Source organism: Pelomonas sp. Root1217 (assembly GCF_001425705.1).
In the GTDB taxonomy this organism is placed as follows: domain Bacteria; phylum Pseudomonadota; class Gammaproteobacteria; order Burkholderiales; family Burkholderiaceae_C; genus Pelomonas.
Genome location: NZ_LMDC01000027.1, coordinates 117,023 through 132,636, shown reverse-complemented (window position 1 = coordinate 132,636; position 15,614 = coordinate 117,023). Strand labels below are relative to the sequence as shown.

At 68.7% G+C, this 15,614-nt stretch carries 13 protein-coding genes and 1 pseudogene; 9 read left to right on the top strand and 5 right to left on the bottom strand.

All coding sequences use genetic code 11. From position 1 onward, the window contains the following. Positions 1–73 precede the first annotated feature (73 nt). A complete protein-coding gene (locus ASC95_RS18345; protein ID WP_057299163.1) occupies positions 74–1,009 on the bottom strand; it encodes a histone deacetylase family protein in 936 nt (311 codons plus the stop codon). Between the two features lie 23 nt (positions 1,010–1,032). Here ASC95_RS18345 and ASC95_RS18340 point away from each other — a divergent pair, with 23 nt between their 5' ends. From ASC95_RS18340 to rsgA, 5 genes are all read left to right on the top strand, one after another. Beyond that, positions 1,033–1,971 (top strand): MoxR family ATPase, encoded by a 939-nt coding sequence (locus ASC95_RS18340; protein ID WP_057299162.1) that lies wholly within the window; start codon positions 1,033–1,035, stop codon positions 1,969–1,971. 106 nt (positions 1,972–2,077) lie between these two features. Continuing rightward, positions 2,078–3,760 carry an ExeA family protein gene (locus ASC95_RS18335; RefSeq protein WP_057299161.1) on the top strand — a complete coding sequence of 561 codons (1,683 nt, stop codon included), beginning with the start codon at positions 2,078–2,080 and terminating at the stop codon, positions 3,758–3,760. A gap of 26 nt (positions 3,761–3,786) precedes the next feature. Beyond that, positions 3,787–4,515, top strand: a complete 729-nt coding sequence (locus ASC95_RS18330; protein WP_057299160.1) for a general secretion pathway protein GspB — start codon at positions 3,787–3,789, stop codon at positions 4,513–4,515. 148 nt (positions 4,516–4,663) lie between these two features. After that, a complete protein-coding gene (locus ASC95_RS18325; protein WP_057299159.1) occupies positions 4,664–5,728 on the top strand; it encodes a hypothetical protein in 1,065 nt (354 codons plus the stop codon). A gap of 531 nt (positions 5,729–6,259) precedes the next feature. Further along, positions 6,260–7,330: a ribosome small subunit-dependent GTPase A gene (rsgA, locus tag ASC95_RS18320; RefSeq protein ID WP_057299158.1), complete on the top strand. Its 1,071-nt coding sequence runs from the start codon at positions 6,260–6,262 to the stop codon at positions 7,328–7,330. Positions 7,331–7,590: 260 nt separating this feature from the next. Here the strand turns inward: rsgA and ASC95_RS18315 are convergent, their stop codons facing one another. The 3 genes and pseudogenes from ASC95_RS18315 to ASC95_RS18305 all read right to left on the bottom strand — a co-directional run bounded on the left by ASC95_RS18315 (position 7,591) and on the right by ASC95_RS18305 (position 9,490). After that, positions 7,591–8,166, bottom strand: a complete 576-nt coding sequence (locus ASC95_RS18315; RefSeq protein ID WP_057299157.1) for a hypothetical protein — start codon at positions 8,164–8,166, stop codon at positions 7,591–7,593. A 341-nt stretch (positions 8,167–8,507) separates the two neighbouring features. After that, positions 8,508–8,957 (bottom strand): annotated as a pseudogene (locus tag ASC95_RS18310) (DUF5990 family protein). Beyond that, the gene (locus ASC95_RS18305) at positions 8,954–9,490 is read right to left on the bottom strand and encodes a CbrC family protein (protein ID WP_057299156.1); all 537 of its coding nucleotides are present in this window, start codon (positions 9,488–9,490) and stop codon (positions 8,954–8,956) included. Before ASC95_RS18305 ends, ASC95_RS18310 begins: the two are co-directional and overlap by 4 nt. A 122-nt stretch (positions 9,491–9,612) precedes the next feature. On the opposite strand from ASC95_RS18305, the gene ASC95_RS18300 reads away from it, so the two are divergent. The 4 genes from ASC95_RS18300 to mltB are packed head-to-tail and all read left to right on the top strand — an operon-like array spanning position 9,613 to position 14,553. Further along, positions 9,613–10,440 (top strand): hypothetical protein, encoded by an 828-nt coding sequence (locus tag ASC95_RS18300; protein ID WP_057299155.1) that lies wholly within the window; start codon positions 9,613–9,615, stop codon positions 10,438–10,440. Positions 10,441–10,490: 50 nt separating this feature from the next. Then, on the top strand, positions 10,491–11,474 hold the full coding sequence (locus ASC95_RS18295; protein WP_057299154.1) for a DUF58 domain-containing protein: 984 nt from the start codon (positions 10,491–10,493) through the stop codon (positions 11,472–11,474). Next, a complete protein-coding gene (locus tag ASC95_RS18290; protein WP_057299153.1) occupies positions 11,471–13,492 on the top strand; it encodes a DUF3488 and transglutaminase-like domain-containing protein in 2,022 nt (673 codons plus the stop codon). The genes ASC95_RS18295 and ASC95_RS18290 overlap by 4 nt, the downstream gene beginning before the upstream one ends. Further along, positions 13,489–14,553, top strand: a complete 1,065-nt coding sequence (mltB, locus tag ASC95_RS18285) for a lytic murein transglycosylase B (RefSeq protein WP_082567908.1) — start codon at positions 13,489–13,491, stop codon at positions 14,551–14,553. Before ASC95_RS18290 ends, mltB begins: the two co-directional genes overlap by 4 nt. On the opposite strand, the gene ASC95_RS18280 is transcribed toward mltB, so the two are convergent. Then, on the bottom strand, positions 14,547–15,614 hold the full coding sequence (locus ASC95_RS18280; protein ID WP_057299152.1) for a cyanophycinase: 1,068 nt from the start codon (positions 15,612–15,614) through the stop codon (positions 14,547–14,549). The genes mltB and ASC95_RS18280 overlap by 7 nt on opposite strands.

Genomic DNA, 15,614 nt, shown 5'->3' with positions numbered 1-15,614 from the left:
GGTCTGTCCCGCAAGGTTTACTCAGTTGGGGACAGAGCGGCTCGCTTCGCTCGCTCGGTCTGTCCCGCAAGGTTCACAGATCAGCCAATACGCGCAAATGGACGCCCACGCTGCGCGCCAGGGCGTGCAGGTTATAGCCACCCTCCAGCACCGACACGATACGGCCTTGCGCATGACGCTCGGCCACGGCCTTGATCTTCTGCGTGATCCATTCGTAGTCGGCTTCGACCAGGCCCAGCTGGCCGAGATCGTCGTCGCGGTGGGCGTCGAAGCCGGCCGAGATGAAGATCATCTGCGGCTTGAAGCGCTCCAGGGCCGGCATCCACATGGCCTCGATGATCTCGCGCGTCTCGCCGCCTCTCGTATAGGCCGGCAGCGGCACATTGACCATGTTGGTGCCCTTCGGCACGGCACCGCTGTAGGGGTAGAGCGGATGCTGGAACAGGCTGACCATCAGCACGCGGTCGTCGCCGGCAATGATGTCCTCGGTGCCGTTGCCATGGTGGACGTCGAAGTCGACGATGGCCACGCGCTTTAGGCCGCGCCGGTCCAGCGCATGCCGGGCGGCGATGGCCACGTTGTTGAAGAAGCAAAAACCCATGCTCTGGTCACGCGTGGCATGGTGGCCGGGCGGGCGAACCGAGCAGAAGGCGTTGTCGGCCCGGCCGTCAATGACCACGTCGGTCGCCTGGACCGCAGCGCCCGCCGCGTACAGCGCGGCGGTCCAGGTATGGGCGTTGGCCGAGGTGTCAGGGTCGACGGCGCAACGTTCGCCCGTCTCGGCGCAGTCGCGCAGCAGGGCGCCGATCTCGGCGACATAGCCGTGGGTGTGAGCCAGCTCCACGTCCTTGAGGTCCACCGGCCTGGCGTCGAAGTACTCGAGCGCCTGGCCCAGGCCCGAGGCGATCAGCCAGTCGTCGATGGCGGCCAGCCGCTCCGGGCATTCGGGATGGCCTTCGCCCATGTCGTGGCGGCGGCATTCGGGAGGGTTGAAGTAGGCGGTGGGCATGTCTCTTGATATGGTCCAGCCTCATGACGCAAGCTCCATCACGAACGCTGGCAGCGCAACTGCTGGCACTGCAAAACCAGATTAGCACGGTCATCAAGGGCAAGCCGGCACAGATCGCCGATTCCCTGGCCTGCCTGATCGCCGGCGGCCACCTGCTGATCGAGGACCTGCCCGGCGTCGGCAAGACCACGCTGGCCCATGCGCTGGCCATTTCCCTGGGGCTGAAGTTCTCGCGCCTGCAGTTCACGGCCGACCTGCTGCCCAGCGACCTGCTGGGTGTCAGCGTCTACGAGCGCGAGAAGAACGGCTTCGCCTTCCACCCCGGCCCGGTGTTCGCCCAGGTGCTGCTGGCCGACGAGATCAACCGCGCCGGCCCCAAGACCCAGAGCGCGTTGCTGGAGGCCATGGAGGAGCACCAGGTCAGCATCGAGGGCATCAGCCACCCGCTGCCCGAGCCCTTTTTCGTCATCGCCACGCAAAACCCGAGTGAGCAGCTCGGCACCTTTCCGCTGCCGGAGTCGCAGCTGGACCGTTTTTTGATGTGCATCTCCCTGGGCTACCCGGACGCCGCCGCCGAGCGTGAACTGCTGACCGGGCAAGACAGCCGCGAGCAGCTGCGGTCGCTGGGCGCCCTCATGACGCCGGCCGAACTGCTGGAGGCACAGGCCGCCGTCAAGGCTATCCACGCCGCGCCGCCGCTGCTGGACTATCTGCAGGCATTGATTGCGGCCACCCGCTCGGGCCAGTGGTTCGTCGAGGGCCTGTCGCCGCGCGCCGGCCTGGCTGTGCTGCGAGCGTCCCGCGCCCGGGCCCTGCTGCAGGGGCGCGACTATGTGTCGCCCGACGACGTGCAGGCCATCCTGCCCCAGACCATCGCCCACCGCTTGAAGCCCCGTGCTGGCGCGGGCCGCGGCGCTCGCGAGCAGGTGCGGGCGATGATCGAAGCCATCGCCCTCCCCTAGCTTGGCGCTGATAGCCGGCCTGGCGCCCCTGCGCAGCTGGCCCGTCGCGGTTGAGCAGACGGGTTCGGACCGGGGCAGGTCGGCGGTATGGTTATTCTGCCGCCCCATGTACGCGCCCTTCTTCGGCTTGAAACAAGCGCCGTTCTCGATCGCGCCGGACCCGCATTACCTGTTCATGAGCGAGCGCCACCGCGAGGCGCTGGCCCATCTGCTGTACGGGCTGGACGGGGGCGGCGGCTTCGTGCTGCTCACCGGCGAGATCGGCGCCGGCAAGACCACCGTCTGCCGCTGCTTCCTGGAGCAGATCCCGGCGACCTGCAACGTCGCCTATATCTTCAATCCCAAGCTCACCGTCACAGAGCTGCTGCAGGCGATCTGCGACGAATTCCATGTCTCGGTGCCGGCGGACGCGCGGACGGTGAAGGACTACGTCGATCCGCTGAACGCCTTCCTGCTGGCGCAGCACGCGGCCGGGCGCAACAACGTGCTGATCATCGATGAGGCGCAGAACCTCTCGGCCGACGTGCTGGAGCAACTGCGCCTGCTGACAAATCTGGAAACCAGCGAGCGCAAGCTGCTCCAGGTGGTGCTGATCGGCCAACCCGAGCTCCGCGGCATGCTGGCCCGGCCGGAGCTGGAGCAACTGGCGCAGCGCGTGATTGCGCGCTTTCATCTGGAGGCGCTGTCCGAGGCCGAGACGGCCCAGTACATCCGCCACCGCCTGACCGTGGCCGGCCTCACCGGCGCCCTGCCCTTCGACCGCAAGGCGCTGCGGCTCATCCACCAGCTCACCCGCGGCGTGCCGCGCCGCATCAACCTGCTCTGCGACCGCGCACTGCTGGGCGGCTATGCCAGCGGCCAGGCGCAGGTCATACCGGCCATCGTGCGCCAGGCCGCGCGCGAAGTGTTCGACGAGCAGGCCACACTGCCCGTGTCCGTGTCCGTGCCCAATCGCTGGCCCGGCGCGGCGGGCATTGGCGTGGCCCTGCTGGCCGCGGCCATCGTGGGCGGATGGCTGGCCTGGCGGGCGCAGCAGGCCGCCATGGACGGACGCCTCCAGGCGGCCAGGGTGGAGGGCATGGCTGCTGCTGCCAGCGCGGCATCTGCTGCTGCAGCGGCTGCGGCTGCAAGTGCGGCTTCGCAACCCGCCTCGGCGGCCAGCCGCGCCGAGCCCGCCCCCGAACTGCTGACGCTCGCCGACTGGAAGCCGCAGGATGCCGACGCCTGGGCGGCCCTCGCCCAGCGCTGGGGCCTGCCGCTGCCGGATAAAGCCGACCCCTGCGCGGTGGCCGCGCAGCGCGGCCTGCAGTGCTACCGCAGCGGCAGCGGCAGCCTCTCGCTCATCCGCCTCATCGACCGCCCCGTGCTGCTGACCCTGCAGCGCCCCGGCCAACCGGCAGCTCTGGCTGCGCTGGTGGCGCTGGACGCGCAGCACGCCACGCTGGTCGTGGACGGCACGCCTCGCCGCGTCGCGCTGCCTGAGCTGGCCGGCGCCTGGCGCGGCGAGTTCACCACCTTCTGGCGCGTGACACCGGGCTATGCCGAACGGGCGGAGAACATCGTTCCGCTGCGCAACTGGCTGGCCACGCAGCTCGCCAAGGTGCCGGGCAGCGCGCCGTCTGCGCCGGCCTCCGCACCCACGCCCGGCTGGCCCGAGCTGAGCCGCCAGGTGCAGGCCTTCCAGGCCAGCCAGGGCCTGCAACCCGACGGCCGCGTCGGCCCCATCACGCTGATGCAGGTCAACCGGGCTGCCGGTATAGCCGAGCCGCGCCTGGACGCAGCGCGCTGAACGCGAAAATCGCAAGACCGAACGCCATGTCCTACATCCTCGACGCCCTGCGCCGTGCCGAAGCCGATCGCGAACGCGAGCGCGGTCAGGTGCCAGGGTTGCACACCCAGGCACTGTCCGACGGCGCGTCGGCGCAGGCGGGTGGCCAGCGCCGCTGGCTGCCCTGGGCCGGTGGCGGCCTGCTGCTGCTGGCCGGCATTGGCGCCGGCAGCTGGTGGGCGAGCGGCCCGCAGGAAGGCTCTTCGCCGCCTGTTTCGCCTGCCGCACAGCCCGCACCCGCCCCAGCGGCCAGCACGGCGGCTGCGGTGCCCGCGTCCGCAGTGCCAGCACCATTGGGCGAAGCCGCGCCGCCAGCCGCCGCATCCGCCTCGCCCTACCTGGCACCTGTCCCGTCGCCGGTCGCCGCTGCCCCCGCGCCGGCGCCTCGCCCCGCCAGCGCGGCAGCGCCCGTGACCATCACCACGCCGGCGCCGGTCCCCGCAGTACCGCCCGCCTCTGCCCCAGCCGTGGCACCCGCCGCGGAAGCCCCCATCCCCCGCCTGGCCGAGCTGCCCGAAGCCATCCGCCGCGACGTTCCTCGCATCGTCGTCAGCGGCTCCGTCTACTCCGACGACCCGCGCGGCCGCTTCGCGATGATCAATGGCGACGTGCTGCGCGAAGGCGCCCAGATTGGCCCCGACCACGTGCTGGAGCAGATCCGCCCGCGCGAGCTGGTATTGCGCTTCAGGGGGCAGAGGTATAGACAGCCGGTGTAGGGCGCCGCAGGCATGGCACAGGCGCTCCGCCTCAAGCCGGGCCATTGATCTAGCGATGGGGCCCCCATACAGGCAACCCGTTCATCAAATTTGATGTTGCCTAGCGCCGGCAAGACCCGATGATCCCGCCCTCAGAAGGAGGATCACCATGAAGAACACGCCCATTGGACCTGCCCTGCGGACGGTCGCCTGCATCGCGGTGCCCCTCGTGCTCGCCGGCTGCGCATCCATCCCCGACGTCACTGTCAGCTATCGGCCCGTCACATGGTCGGTCCAGGTGGCAACAGCCCACACCATCACCTGCACCAATGACCGAAAGTACTTCATGGTGGCCGGCGGGGCCACCTATACGCCCGCCTACAGCGCTGACACCGCCAGGGCCGCATTCGAGATCCAGCTGAAGAAGCTGGACCGCTTCTACGCCGACTCCGACTTCAGCCTGTCCTTCACCGACGACGGCCGCCTCAAGTCCATCAACCAATCCACCACGGGCCAGGGCGAGACGATCACCAAGGCCTTCGTGGGCGTCGTGACGGCTGTCGCGGCATTTCAAGCCGAGGCCCTCCCCAGCACAGCTGGGCCGCAACCGGCCAGCATCTGCGCCATCGTCCGCAAGTGGAACGTCCCAGCGCCGGATCACCTTCCCCAGGTGTCCCTGACGCAAAACGGACGCTTCGCCGGCGCGGGCAACCTGTCTCTGGAAGTTCCGCCCGAGCAGCAGGCACTGTTCACAGAGCTCAAGAAAGCCGGCCTCGACCTGGCAGCGACGGCAAGGGCGGAGTTGGTGGGCGACGCGCTGCAACCCGTAGCCAGGCCGGCAAGTGCGGTGGCCGAAGGCGAAGTGGCCGTGACGCTGCAGCAGGTCACCACTCTCAAGCTCAGCGCCACGGACGCACGCGGCGAGAACCTGGGCGGCAAGCGCATCCCCGTGCCGCTGAAGGACAAGGATTTCATGCTGCCCATTCCCAAGCCCGCGCTGTTCGGCAAACAGACCTTCCAGCTTGCGGTGGCCGAGTCAGGCCGCATCACCTCCCTCGGCTACGGCAGCACCAGCGGCGCGGCCGGCGCGCTGGGCGCCGTCGCCGTGGTGGCCGGCGAACCCATCACTGAAGACAACGCCAGGGCTGCGGCCGCTAAGGCAGCCGCCGATCTGATCGCGCAGCAGCAGCGCCTGGCCAACTGCCTGCTCAAGCCCACCGAGTGTCCAAAGTGAGCTGCGCCGCCCCCTGAACCCGCGCGAACTGGTGCTGTGATCCAAGCAGGCGGTGCAGGGCACGGCTGAAGCTCGGAACTGGTTGCTCTTGTGGAGAGCCCCTCAACTCCGACGCCCGAGGCGGTGCACAGCTTCAGAAGGCTCTCGGCAAAAGCGACCTGCAAACAAGCGCTGGCCCACTGCCCCAACGCGGCATGCCGCTGGCGAAGCAACAACCCGCATGCAACCCATTGCGTCGCCATTGACGCAAGCCGCCCGCCGCAGGCAGACTGGCGGCCTTCATCAACCAGCCCGCAAAGGAGAAGACCATGGAACAAGCAGATCGTGTCGCCCTCCTCCTGCCGGCTGCCTGAGCGCCAAGCGCCAAGCACCACTGAGTTCGACCTCGCGTTCGGACTGACCTCGCGTCCACCGCGGGTCCATTGATCGCCGCGTCAGCCGCGGCCGGCTTCCCACTCTCCTGCTCTGCGCGCCACCGCGTGCGGACCGGTCCGCGCCCGCGCGGACGAAGCCCACTTTCAATGGACTCCCATGATCGAATTCGATTTCGAGACGCTGCACGCCCTCGGCCTCACCCACGCCATCGCGAGCCGTGCCGCACAACTTTCTCAACCCCATGCCGAAACCGACCTGCGCCTGGCGCGCGTGATCGAGGCGCAGCGCGACTGCTTCACGCTGCATGACGGCTACACCGAGCTGTTTGCTCGCGCACTGCCCCGTCTGGTGCAGCAACTGCAGTCCGACTTTCAACAGTTGACGATCGGCGACTGGGTCGGCATGCACGTCGACGCGCACGGCCAGGCCTGGGTCGCCGACCGGGTCGAGCCCGTCACGCAGATCGCGCGCCGCGCCAACGACGGGCGCCGCCAGCCGCTCGCCAGCAATGTCGACGCGGCCTTGCTGGTGATGGGGCTGGACGCGGACTTCAACGCGCGCCGCATGGAGCGCTACATCGCGATGGTGCGCGCCTGCGACGTGGCGCCGGTCGTCGTGCTCACCAAGCTCGATATCGCGCCGCAGGCGCAGGCACGCATCGCCGAGATGTACGCCCGCCTGCCCGCCACGGTGCCGGTGCTGCCGGTCAACGCGCTGACGCGCCAGGCCTGTACCGAGATCGGCCCGTGGCTGCATGCGGGCCAGACGCTGGTGCTGCTCGGCTCCTCGGGCGCCGGCAAGTCCACGCTCATCAACACGCTGGCCAACGCCGGCCAGGCCACGGGCGGCGTGCGCCAGGGCGACGGCCGCGGCCGCCACACGACGACGGCGCGCTCGCTGCACCGCTGCGTGCAAGGCGGCTGCATCATCGACACGCCGGGCCTGCGCACCTTCCGGCCGGACGCGGATGCCGGCACCCTCGCCGCCACCTTCGAGGACGTCCAGGCACTCGCGCAGCAATGCCGGTTTCGCGATTGCTGCCACGAGAACGAACCCGGCTGCGCGGTGCGCGCACGCGTCAACGCGGACCGGCTCGACAATTACAAGAAGCTGATGCGCGACGCCGAGCGCGGCGAACTGACCGCGCTGGAGCGCATCGCGCAGCGCAGCAAGTGGAAGAAGATCGGCAAGGCGGGCAGCCAGCGGGCGCGGGAGAAGAGGGCTTGAGGGGGCCCGAGCAGGACAGTGGCTTGGCAATGCCAGCATCTCATGCAGATGAATGAGGCGGGGCAATCGGCCAGATGCCAAGTTGAGGCTGGATGCTGCTTTCGCGTTGGACAGCCAGCCGTCGGCTCTCGACCCAGAGCGGAAATCCGTCGAGCCGGAGTGAACTGCCGGAAAGCTGACCTTCAACGTTCGAGCTAACCGGCCTGCGGAAGCAAGAGCCGTAGCTGGTCTGGTCGAGCGAGTGGTTAGCGGCCGCACTGTCACCGAGCCAGGAGAACTTGTGCTGCGATAACCAAGAGCGCCAAGCCCGAACCAGCGTAGACGAGGACCTTCCGAACCTTGACCAGGGATGCACTCATTGCCCAAAGGCGCTCCCAGAACTTCCCTGGTTCCTTGACGATGGTGTTGCACGAGTAGCTCTTGGTCTGAAGGTGTTCAAGCAAGGAGCTGAACACTGGCGTGAGGTATCCGGTGGACCACATGTGAATGCCGTACGCGCTCTTGGTAGTCTCGTCCGTCACCACAAGCCATTGCCATGTGCCTCGATTTCGACTGCGATCATCGATGAGATGTTCAAGCGCTTCCGGGAAAGGCGCGTTGTACTTGAACCGAAGAACGGTTCCGAAGGCGAACGGTACGACGGGTCCAGGGGTGTATTCGGCAGATACGGTTTGCAGAACGAGTGCCGCGATGTCTTCCGGCGTGCTGTTCGTGCACTCCAGTTCGAGTACTCCCCTGAAGATGTTGTTCGTCTTCCGCGTCCAGAGTGCAATGGCCGGAGACTTGCCCGTGAGAGGCGCAGCATCCAACAGAGCGGGTGCGATGGGAAGTGGCATCCTGTGCGGCCCAACTATTTGTAGACAGATCGCTAACGATTTCGCCCAACATTTGAGCATGCGATTAGTGGCGCCGCTACGCCCTCAGCGTGGCCAAAAGCGGACGTCCACCAGTGTCGGCTCCTGGCCGGGAGCGGGTCACCGATCCGGCATTCCCGGATGACAGCTACCGCTGCCAATCACTTGCCGCACCCGAATCCGGCCTGCGCATGCCCGTGCGACCGTCATGCAGCGTGACTGCTTCACGCTGCATGACGGCCATACCAAGTTGTTTGCCCGAGACCCGCGCGCTGATTGGCTATCCGCTGACCGCTTGCCAGCCGCCCACTCTGGCGGCCAGGTCAGGCCACCTGGCTCCACACCACCGCGTGCGGCTTCACCGAAGCGCAGATGGGGCCGCCATCGGCCATGGTGCCAAGGACACGGGCCTCGACGACGCCCTCGCTGGAGGCCAGCACAGCCTCCACAACCTACCGGCGAATGGCAGCCAACTTCAACTTTGCGCGGCGCGTCCAGTTGGAGCCTGGCTGTCCCGCGAGGGTGCCCGAGTTGAGGTAGACGAAACGATCCGCAGGCGTGCCCTGAGCGAACTCGCCCAGGAAGTTGACTGACCCATCCGGCAAGGACAACCCCAGGCGAAGCGACAACTCGAACTGGATCGTCTCGCCTCGCTCAGCCAACGGCGCCAGCAGTTCGGACTTGCCGCGCTGCACGGCGAAGCTGACGCCAGACGGCGGGTCGACGACGACGATCCGCAGGCGAAGGCTGGGTGCAGCCAAGCGTTCGCTCACGAGCAATCCCACCCCAGCCGCACCACGCCGCAGTGCCGGCATACGAACTTGTAGAACGCGTTGTCGCCCGCGGGCTCGTAGTCCGTCGTCGCCCGCGCCCAGTCTTTCTCGGTCAGCCCGTAATGCTGGCGCCAATCCGCCTTGGTGACCTCGCTCGCGCGCGCCACGTCCTGCTCCGACGCATCACCACGGAACTCGCAGGCGTCGTTGCAATGCGCCAGCCACTCTTCCTGCTGCCAGGACGAAAACCCCGGCGTCCGCAGGCTCACCTCGTCGACGATCTCCTGCGCCAGCCCCGCCTGCTGGAGAGGATGGGCCTCCGAAAAACTCGCACCCAACTTGCTCGCCGCCGAGCCATCCGCAATGCACCAGGGGCACAGCTTCTCGTCCAGATCGCTGGTCGCATAGACCGGCTGCACGTAGACGAAGCCGCGCGCCTGGCCGCAGCAGACACACTGGACCCGCCGCGGCTCGATGGCCCCGGTGGCCAGCGGGGCAGGGTGATAGCGGAAATAGGGAAGGTCGCTGTCCATCGGTACTCCATGTGAGACCGGATTCTGGCTCGCCGCAAGAGGGGCAGGCCCGCCGCCCTGGGGACCAATGCAGAGGCTCTCTAGAATCCGCACCCTTTTTCCAGCTCCCTGCACCCGGCTCCATGGACATCGTCGTCAACGAAGAACTCAAGGCTTACATCGACCCATTGACGGCGGAGGAACACGAGGCCCTGGAGCGCAGCATCCTGGCCGAGGGCTGCCGCGATGCGCTGGTGCTGTGGGGCGACGTGCTGGTGGACGGGCACAACCGCTACGGCATCTGCAGCAAGCACGGGCTGCCCTTCCAGACGGTGCAGAACCCACGCTTCAGATCCATGGAGGACGTGCACCTGTGGATGATCGACCAGCACCTTGGGCGGCGCAGCATCTCGGACTTCCAGCGCGGCGTGCTGGCCCTGCGCAAGCGTGAGATCGTGGCCGAGCGGCGTGCGCGCGGCGCGGCCGCGCAGACGACCGAGCCCGCTGCCCAGGCAGCGGAGCCAGTGCCCGCCCCGGAGGCCCTGCAAACGCGCGAAGCCCTGGCCAAGGCCGCGCGGCTGAGCAGCAACCAGGTGGTGATGATCGAGAAGATCCAGAAGCAGGCCACGCCCGAGGTGGTGGCCGCGGTGAAGGCCGGCGCGATCTCGATCAACGCGGCCGCTGCCGTCGCCACCCTGCCGGCCGAGGAACAGGCAGCCGCTGCGGCGGCCGGTGCGCAAGAGCTCAAGCAGGCAGCCAAGCGCGTGCGCGAGACCAAGCGCAAGCCGCCCGCAGCCGACCCGGCACCGGATGCGGCCGAGGCCAGCGCGCCTGATGACACGGTGCAAGCGCTGCGCCAACGCGTTGCAACGCTCGAAGCCGAGAACGCGGCGCTGCGGCAGGAACTGGCAGCGCTTCGCCCACAGCCGTCCTCGCCCCACCCTGTCGAGGAAGCGCAAGCACCTTTCTGAACGCCCCCAGGTCACGCTGAGGCTTGCGAACCCCACGTATCCTCTGACCCATGGCCCCCGTCCAAGCCCTGCGCCAACGCTGGCAAGCCTGGTGGCAAGCCCGCCAGGCGCCGGCCGACACCCACCAGACGACCCAGCGCAATGTCTACATCGTGCCGACCTGGGCCGGCGTGGCCTTCTGCGGCACGCTGGGCGTGCTGCTGCTGGCCAGCATCAACGAGCAGCTGAGCCTGGGCTATGCGCTGACGTTTGCGCTGACCGGCGCGGGCCTGGCGTCCATGCACACGACGCACGCCAACCTGCGCGGCCTGCAGATGGACCTGAAGGCGCCCGAGGGCGTGCACGCTGGTGACGAATACGCGTTGGAACTGCGCCTTCACAACCCGGGCAGCGCGCGCTTCGGCATCGCCGTCGCCGCCCAGCTCGACAGCGGCGCCACCGAGCCGGCCTGGATCGACGTGCCGGCCCTGGGTCATGCGATGCTGAAGCTACGCCTGCCGGCTGACAAGCGCGGGTTGCGTGAGCTGCCCCGCCTCGTCGTCACGACCCGCTTTCCACTCGGCTTCTTCCGCGCCTGGAGCTACTGGCGGCCTGCGGCCAAGGTCTGGGTCTACCCGCGGGCCGAGGAGGTGCTGGCGCCCTTCCCGGCCCAGGCCGAGGCCGGCGCTGGCGAAGCTGCATCGACCCGCCAGTCCTCCAGCGGCACCGATTTCTCCGGCGTGCGCAGCTATCGGCGCGGCGACTCGATGAAGCAGATCCTGTGGCGCAAGTCGACGCTGGCCATGGAGCAGGGTTCGTCGCCATGGGTGCGCGAGACCGAGGCGCCGCTGGCCCAGGACCTGTGGCTGGACTGGCGCGATACGCAAGGCCGCGACACCGAGGCCCGGCTGTCGCGCCTGGCCGCCTGGGTGCTGGTCGCCGAGCGCCTGGGGCAGCCGTATGGACTGCGCATAGGCAGCCTCGAGATCGCGCCATCCCTGGGCGCCGCTCACCGCCAGGCATGCCTGGAGGCGCTGGCAGGATTTGGTTCATGAATGGTTTGACGGCTTGGTGGGCCCGCCTGCCGCGCGACACGCGCGACAGTCTTTTCCTGCTCGGCGTCATCACGGCTGTCATCGTGCCGCATGCCGACCACCTTCCCTGGTGGAGCAGTGCGCTGACGGCCGTCGTGCTGTGCTGGCGCGCCCAGCTGTCCTGGCGCCAGCGGCCGCTGCCCCGGCGCTGGTGGCTGGCCGCCGTCATCGCCATCTACACAGGCCTGACCTGGCTGACTTTTCACACGCTGATCGGCCGCGAGGCCGGCATCACGCTGCTGGTCATGCTGATGGCGCTCAAGACCATGGAGCTGCGCGCCCGCCGTGATGCCTTCGTCGTCTTTTTCCTAGGCTTCTTCCTGGTGCTGACGCAGTTCCTGTACTCGCAGTCGCTGCTGATGGCGCTCTGGTCGCTGGCCTCGCTGTGGGGGCTGCTGGCGGCCGTCGTGCTGGCACAGATGCCCACGGGCATCCCCAGCATCGGCATCGCGGCAAGGCGCGCTGCCAGCACCACGGCGCTGGGCCTGCCGGTCATGGTGCTGCTCTTCGTGCTGTTTCCACGCATCGCGCCGCTGTGGGGTGTGCCGACTGAGGCGATCGGCAAGACCGGCCTGTCCAACCAGCTCGAGTTCGGTGCGATGAACGAGATCGCCAATGACGAGAGCATCGCGATGCGGCTGAAGTTCGAGGGGGCCTTGCCGCCGCCCGACCAGCGCTATTTCCGCGGCCCGGTGCTGACCCGCTTCGACGGCAAGACCTGGCGCGCCTATGACCCTCGCTCCAGCCAGAGCTGGCTGCGCGGCCGCGACGACCTGGCCACCACTGGCCCGGCGCTGCGCTATGAAATGACGCTGGAACCGCTGCGTATTTCGGTGCTGCCCCTGTTGGAGATGAGCCCGGGCGGCGTCGGCAGCGAGCTGAGCCTGACCGACCTGACCGTCGTGCGCGGGCCCGAACTGCAATGGCTGTCGCCACGCCCCATCACCGAGAGGCTGAGGGTGGCAACCAGTGCCCACACGGCCTGGCGAGCCGGTGAGCGGCGCAACCGCGTCCAGCTCGCCACCGACCTCGACCTGCCCGCCGGTCTCAATCCACGCACCCGTGCCTGGGCCGAACTGCTGGCCGGCGACGCGCGCTTTGCCACGCTGGGACCGGGCCCGCGTGCCGAGGCGTTGGCCGCAGCCCTTCTGGAACACATCCGCAGCCAGGACTTCACCTACACCCTGACCCCCGGCCGCTATGGCGAGACCTCGCCCCATGTCATCGACGAGTTCTGGCTGGACCGGCGGCTGGGCTTCTGCGAGCACTTCGCCTCCGCCTTCGTCGTCGTCATGCGTGCCATGGGCGTGCCGGCGCGCATCGTCACCGGCTTCCAGGGTTGGGACGCCGAAGCTCAGGATGGCTACCAGGTCGTGCGCAACGCCAATGCCCATGCCTGGGCCGAGTTCTGGGTCGAGGGACGCGGCTGGGTGCGCAGCGACCCGACCGCCGCCGTGGCGCCCAACCGCGTCACCCAGGGCCTGGCGCTGCGGCCGCAGCCCGGCGTGCTGGGCCAGTTCAACCCGACGCTGTGGCGGGCCATGCGCAATGGCTGGGAGACCGTCAACAACCGCTGGCAGCAGCTGGTGCTGAACTATTCGCGCGACAACCAGTTCAACCTGCTCAAGCGCCTGGGCTTCAACCAGCCCGACTGGACAGCGCTGGGCCAGGCGCTGGCCGGCGTCATCCTCGTGTTGGCCGTGGCCGGCGCCGCCTGGATACGCTGGAGCAGCCGGCCGCACGACGCCTGGAGCCGCCAGCGGGCGCGCATCGGCGCCCTGCTGGCCCGCGCCGGCGTCACCCTGCCGGTCCACGAAAGCCCGGCCGCCTGGGCCCGCGCCTTGCGCCGCCAGCACGGGCAGAAGGCCGAGCCGGCCGCGCAGTGGCTGGAACAGCTGGAGCGTTCGCGTTACGCGCCTGGCGCCACGGCGCCACCCTGGGGCGAGCTCCGTGCAGCAGCCCGTATGCTGCGCGCGTGAAGTTCCGATATCTGCCCTTCCTTGCGGGCCTGTTGCTGGCGTGCTCCGCCCAGGCCAAACCCCATCGCGCCAAACCGGCCCCGCCGCCTGAACCCCTCGGCCCCCGCCCTGCCGTCGTCGCCTTTGCCGACGAGCTCGCCACTGCCCAGGGCTGGGATGCTCCGGCACTGCGCGAGCAGCTCAGCCAGGCCCTGGACCTGCCGCGCGTGCGGCAGCTCATCCTGCCGGCGGCCGTCGGCACCGCCAAGAACTGGACGGCCTACCGCGACCGCTTCATCGAGCCCAAGCGGCTGGACGCCGGAGTCGCCTTCTGGGCCGAACACGAGGCCGCGCTGACGCGAGCGGAGAGCACCTATGGCGTGCCGGCGGAGGTCATCGTCGGCATCATCGGCGTCGAGACCTTCTATGGCCGCATCACCGGTGGCTTCAAGGTGCTGGACGCGCTCGCAACGCTGGCCTTCGACTTCCCCACCGAGCACCCGCGCGCGGCCGAGCGCCAGGCCTTCTTCCGCAACGAACTGGCGGAGTTTCTCAAGCTCTGCCGCGAGAACGGCCTGGACGCTGGCGACGTGCGCGGCAGCTATGCCGGAGCCCTGGGCTGGCCGCAATTCATGCCCGGCAGCTGGCGCCAGCATGCGGTGGACTTCGACGGCGATGGCCGCATCGACCTGATCGCCAGCCCGGTGGACGCCATCGGCAGCGTGGCCAACTACCTGTCCGAGTACGGCTGGAAGCCCGGCGAGGCGACGCACTACAGCGTCAAACTGCCCGCTGACCGCCGCGAGCGGGCGCGCCTGCTGGCGCCGGACATCAAGCCAACTTTCACCGCTGCCGACCTCAGCGCCGCAGGCGCCCTGCCCTCTGAAGCCGCACGTGACCACGGCGGCCCGATGGCGGTCATCGAACTTCAGAACGGGCCGAAGAAGCCGACCACCGTGCTGCTGGGCACGCAGAATTTCTGGGCCGTCACGCGCTACAACTGGTCGGCCTATTACGCGCTGGCGGTCATCGAGCTGGGCCAGGCCGTGGCCCGGGCGCGCCAGGCCGCCAAAGCTCAGTAGGGGCTGGGCATCAGCGTGCCCGCTTCCACCGAGATGAAATACGGCGACACGGTTGGCCAGGTCGCGAGGTTGTATTGCCCGCCGGCCGTGCGCTTCTCCAGCTGCAGGCTGCGGAAGGTCAATGGCTTCTTGGCCTGCACCGTCGTTGGCGCCAGCGTCGGCTTGAGGAAATAGGCCCGGCCCGTGCGTCCGCCCAGGCCGTCCGGATTGCCCATCACGGTGGCAATGTCGCCGTCGACAACGACGGCCGTCTCCTCGTCCACGCCAATGCCGCGCAGCGTCTGCCAGCCGGCCCAGCCGTCGGCGGACAGGCGCGCCAGAAAGGTGACGAGGCGGCCCATGCGGTCGCGGGTGACGAGGTGGGCATCGGTGATGACGTTGGCCATCAGTGGCAGCGCGTTCAGAAAGCTGCGGTCCAGCGTGACGCCGCGGTCATAGGGGTTGGCCATGGCAGTGGCCGACGTCACCGACTGGTTGGCGCCCGAGTAGTCGAACTGGCCCAGCACGGCCAGGCCGGCGCTGGTGCCGCCAAACGGCACCTTGCGCGCCACGGCCGTCTTCATGGCAGCCTCCAACGGTGTGCCGGCCCATTGGGCGATGTAGGTGGATTGGTCGCCACCGGCAATGAACAGCACGTCGGCCCGAGCGACCAGGTCCAGCACCTCGGGCGCGCTGGCGCCGGCACGCGTCTTCAGCACGATGGACTCGACCGAGTCGACGCCGTCCATGGCCATCAGGTAGGCGTTGTAGCCGTCGGCACCCGAGGTGCGCAGGATGACGACATCGACCTTGGCCGCGGTGCCGCCGCGCGCCTTGGCGATCATGGCGCGGAAGGCGTCGTCGACGTCGATACCGCCGCCCATCAGCACAAGCAGGTTGCCGGCCGGCTGCGGCGGCAGGGCATCGGCGGCGCTGCCGCTGCGGTAGACGTCGTAGTCCTTGTTGCCTGCCGTGGCCTTGGCGCCGCTGCCGGCACTGCCGCCGCCCGCGGCAGCGGCCAGGCTCACGCAGAGCAGTCCTAACGAGGCGACGCGACGGGTCCAGACATGCAAGCGCTTCAT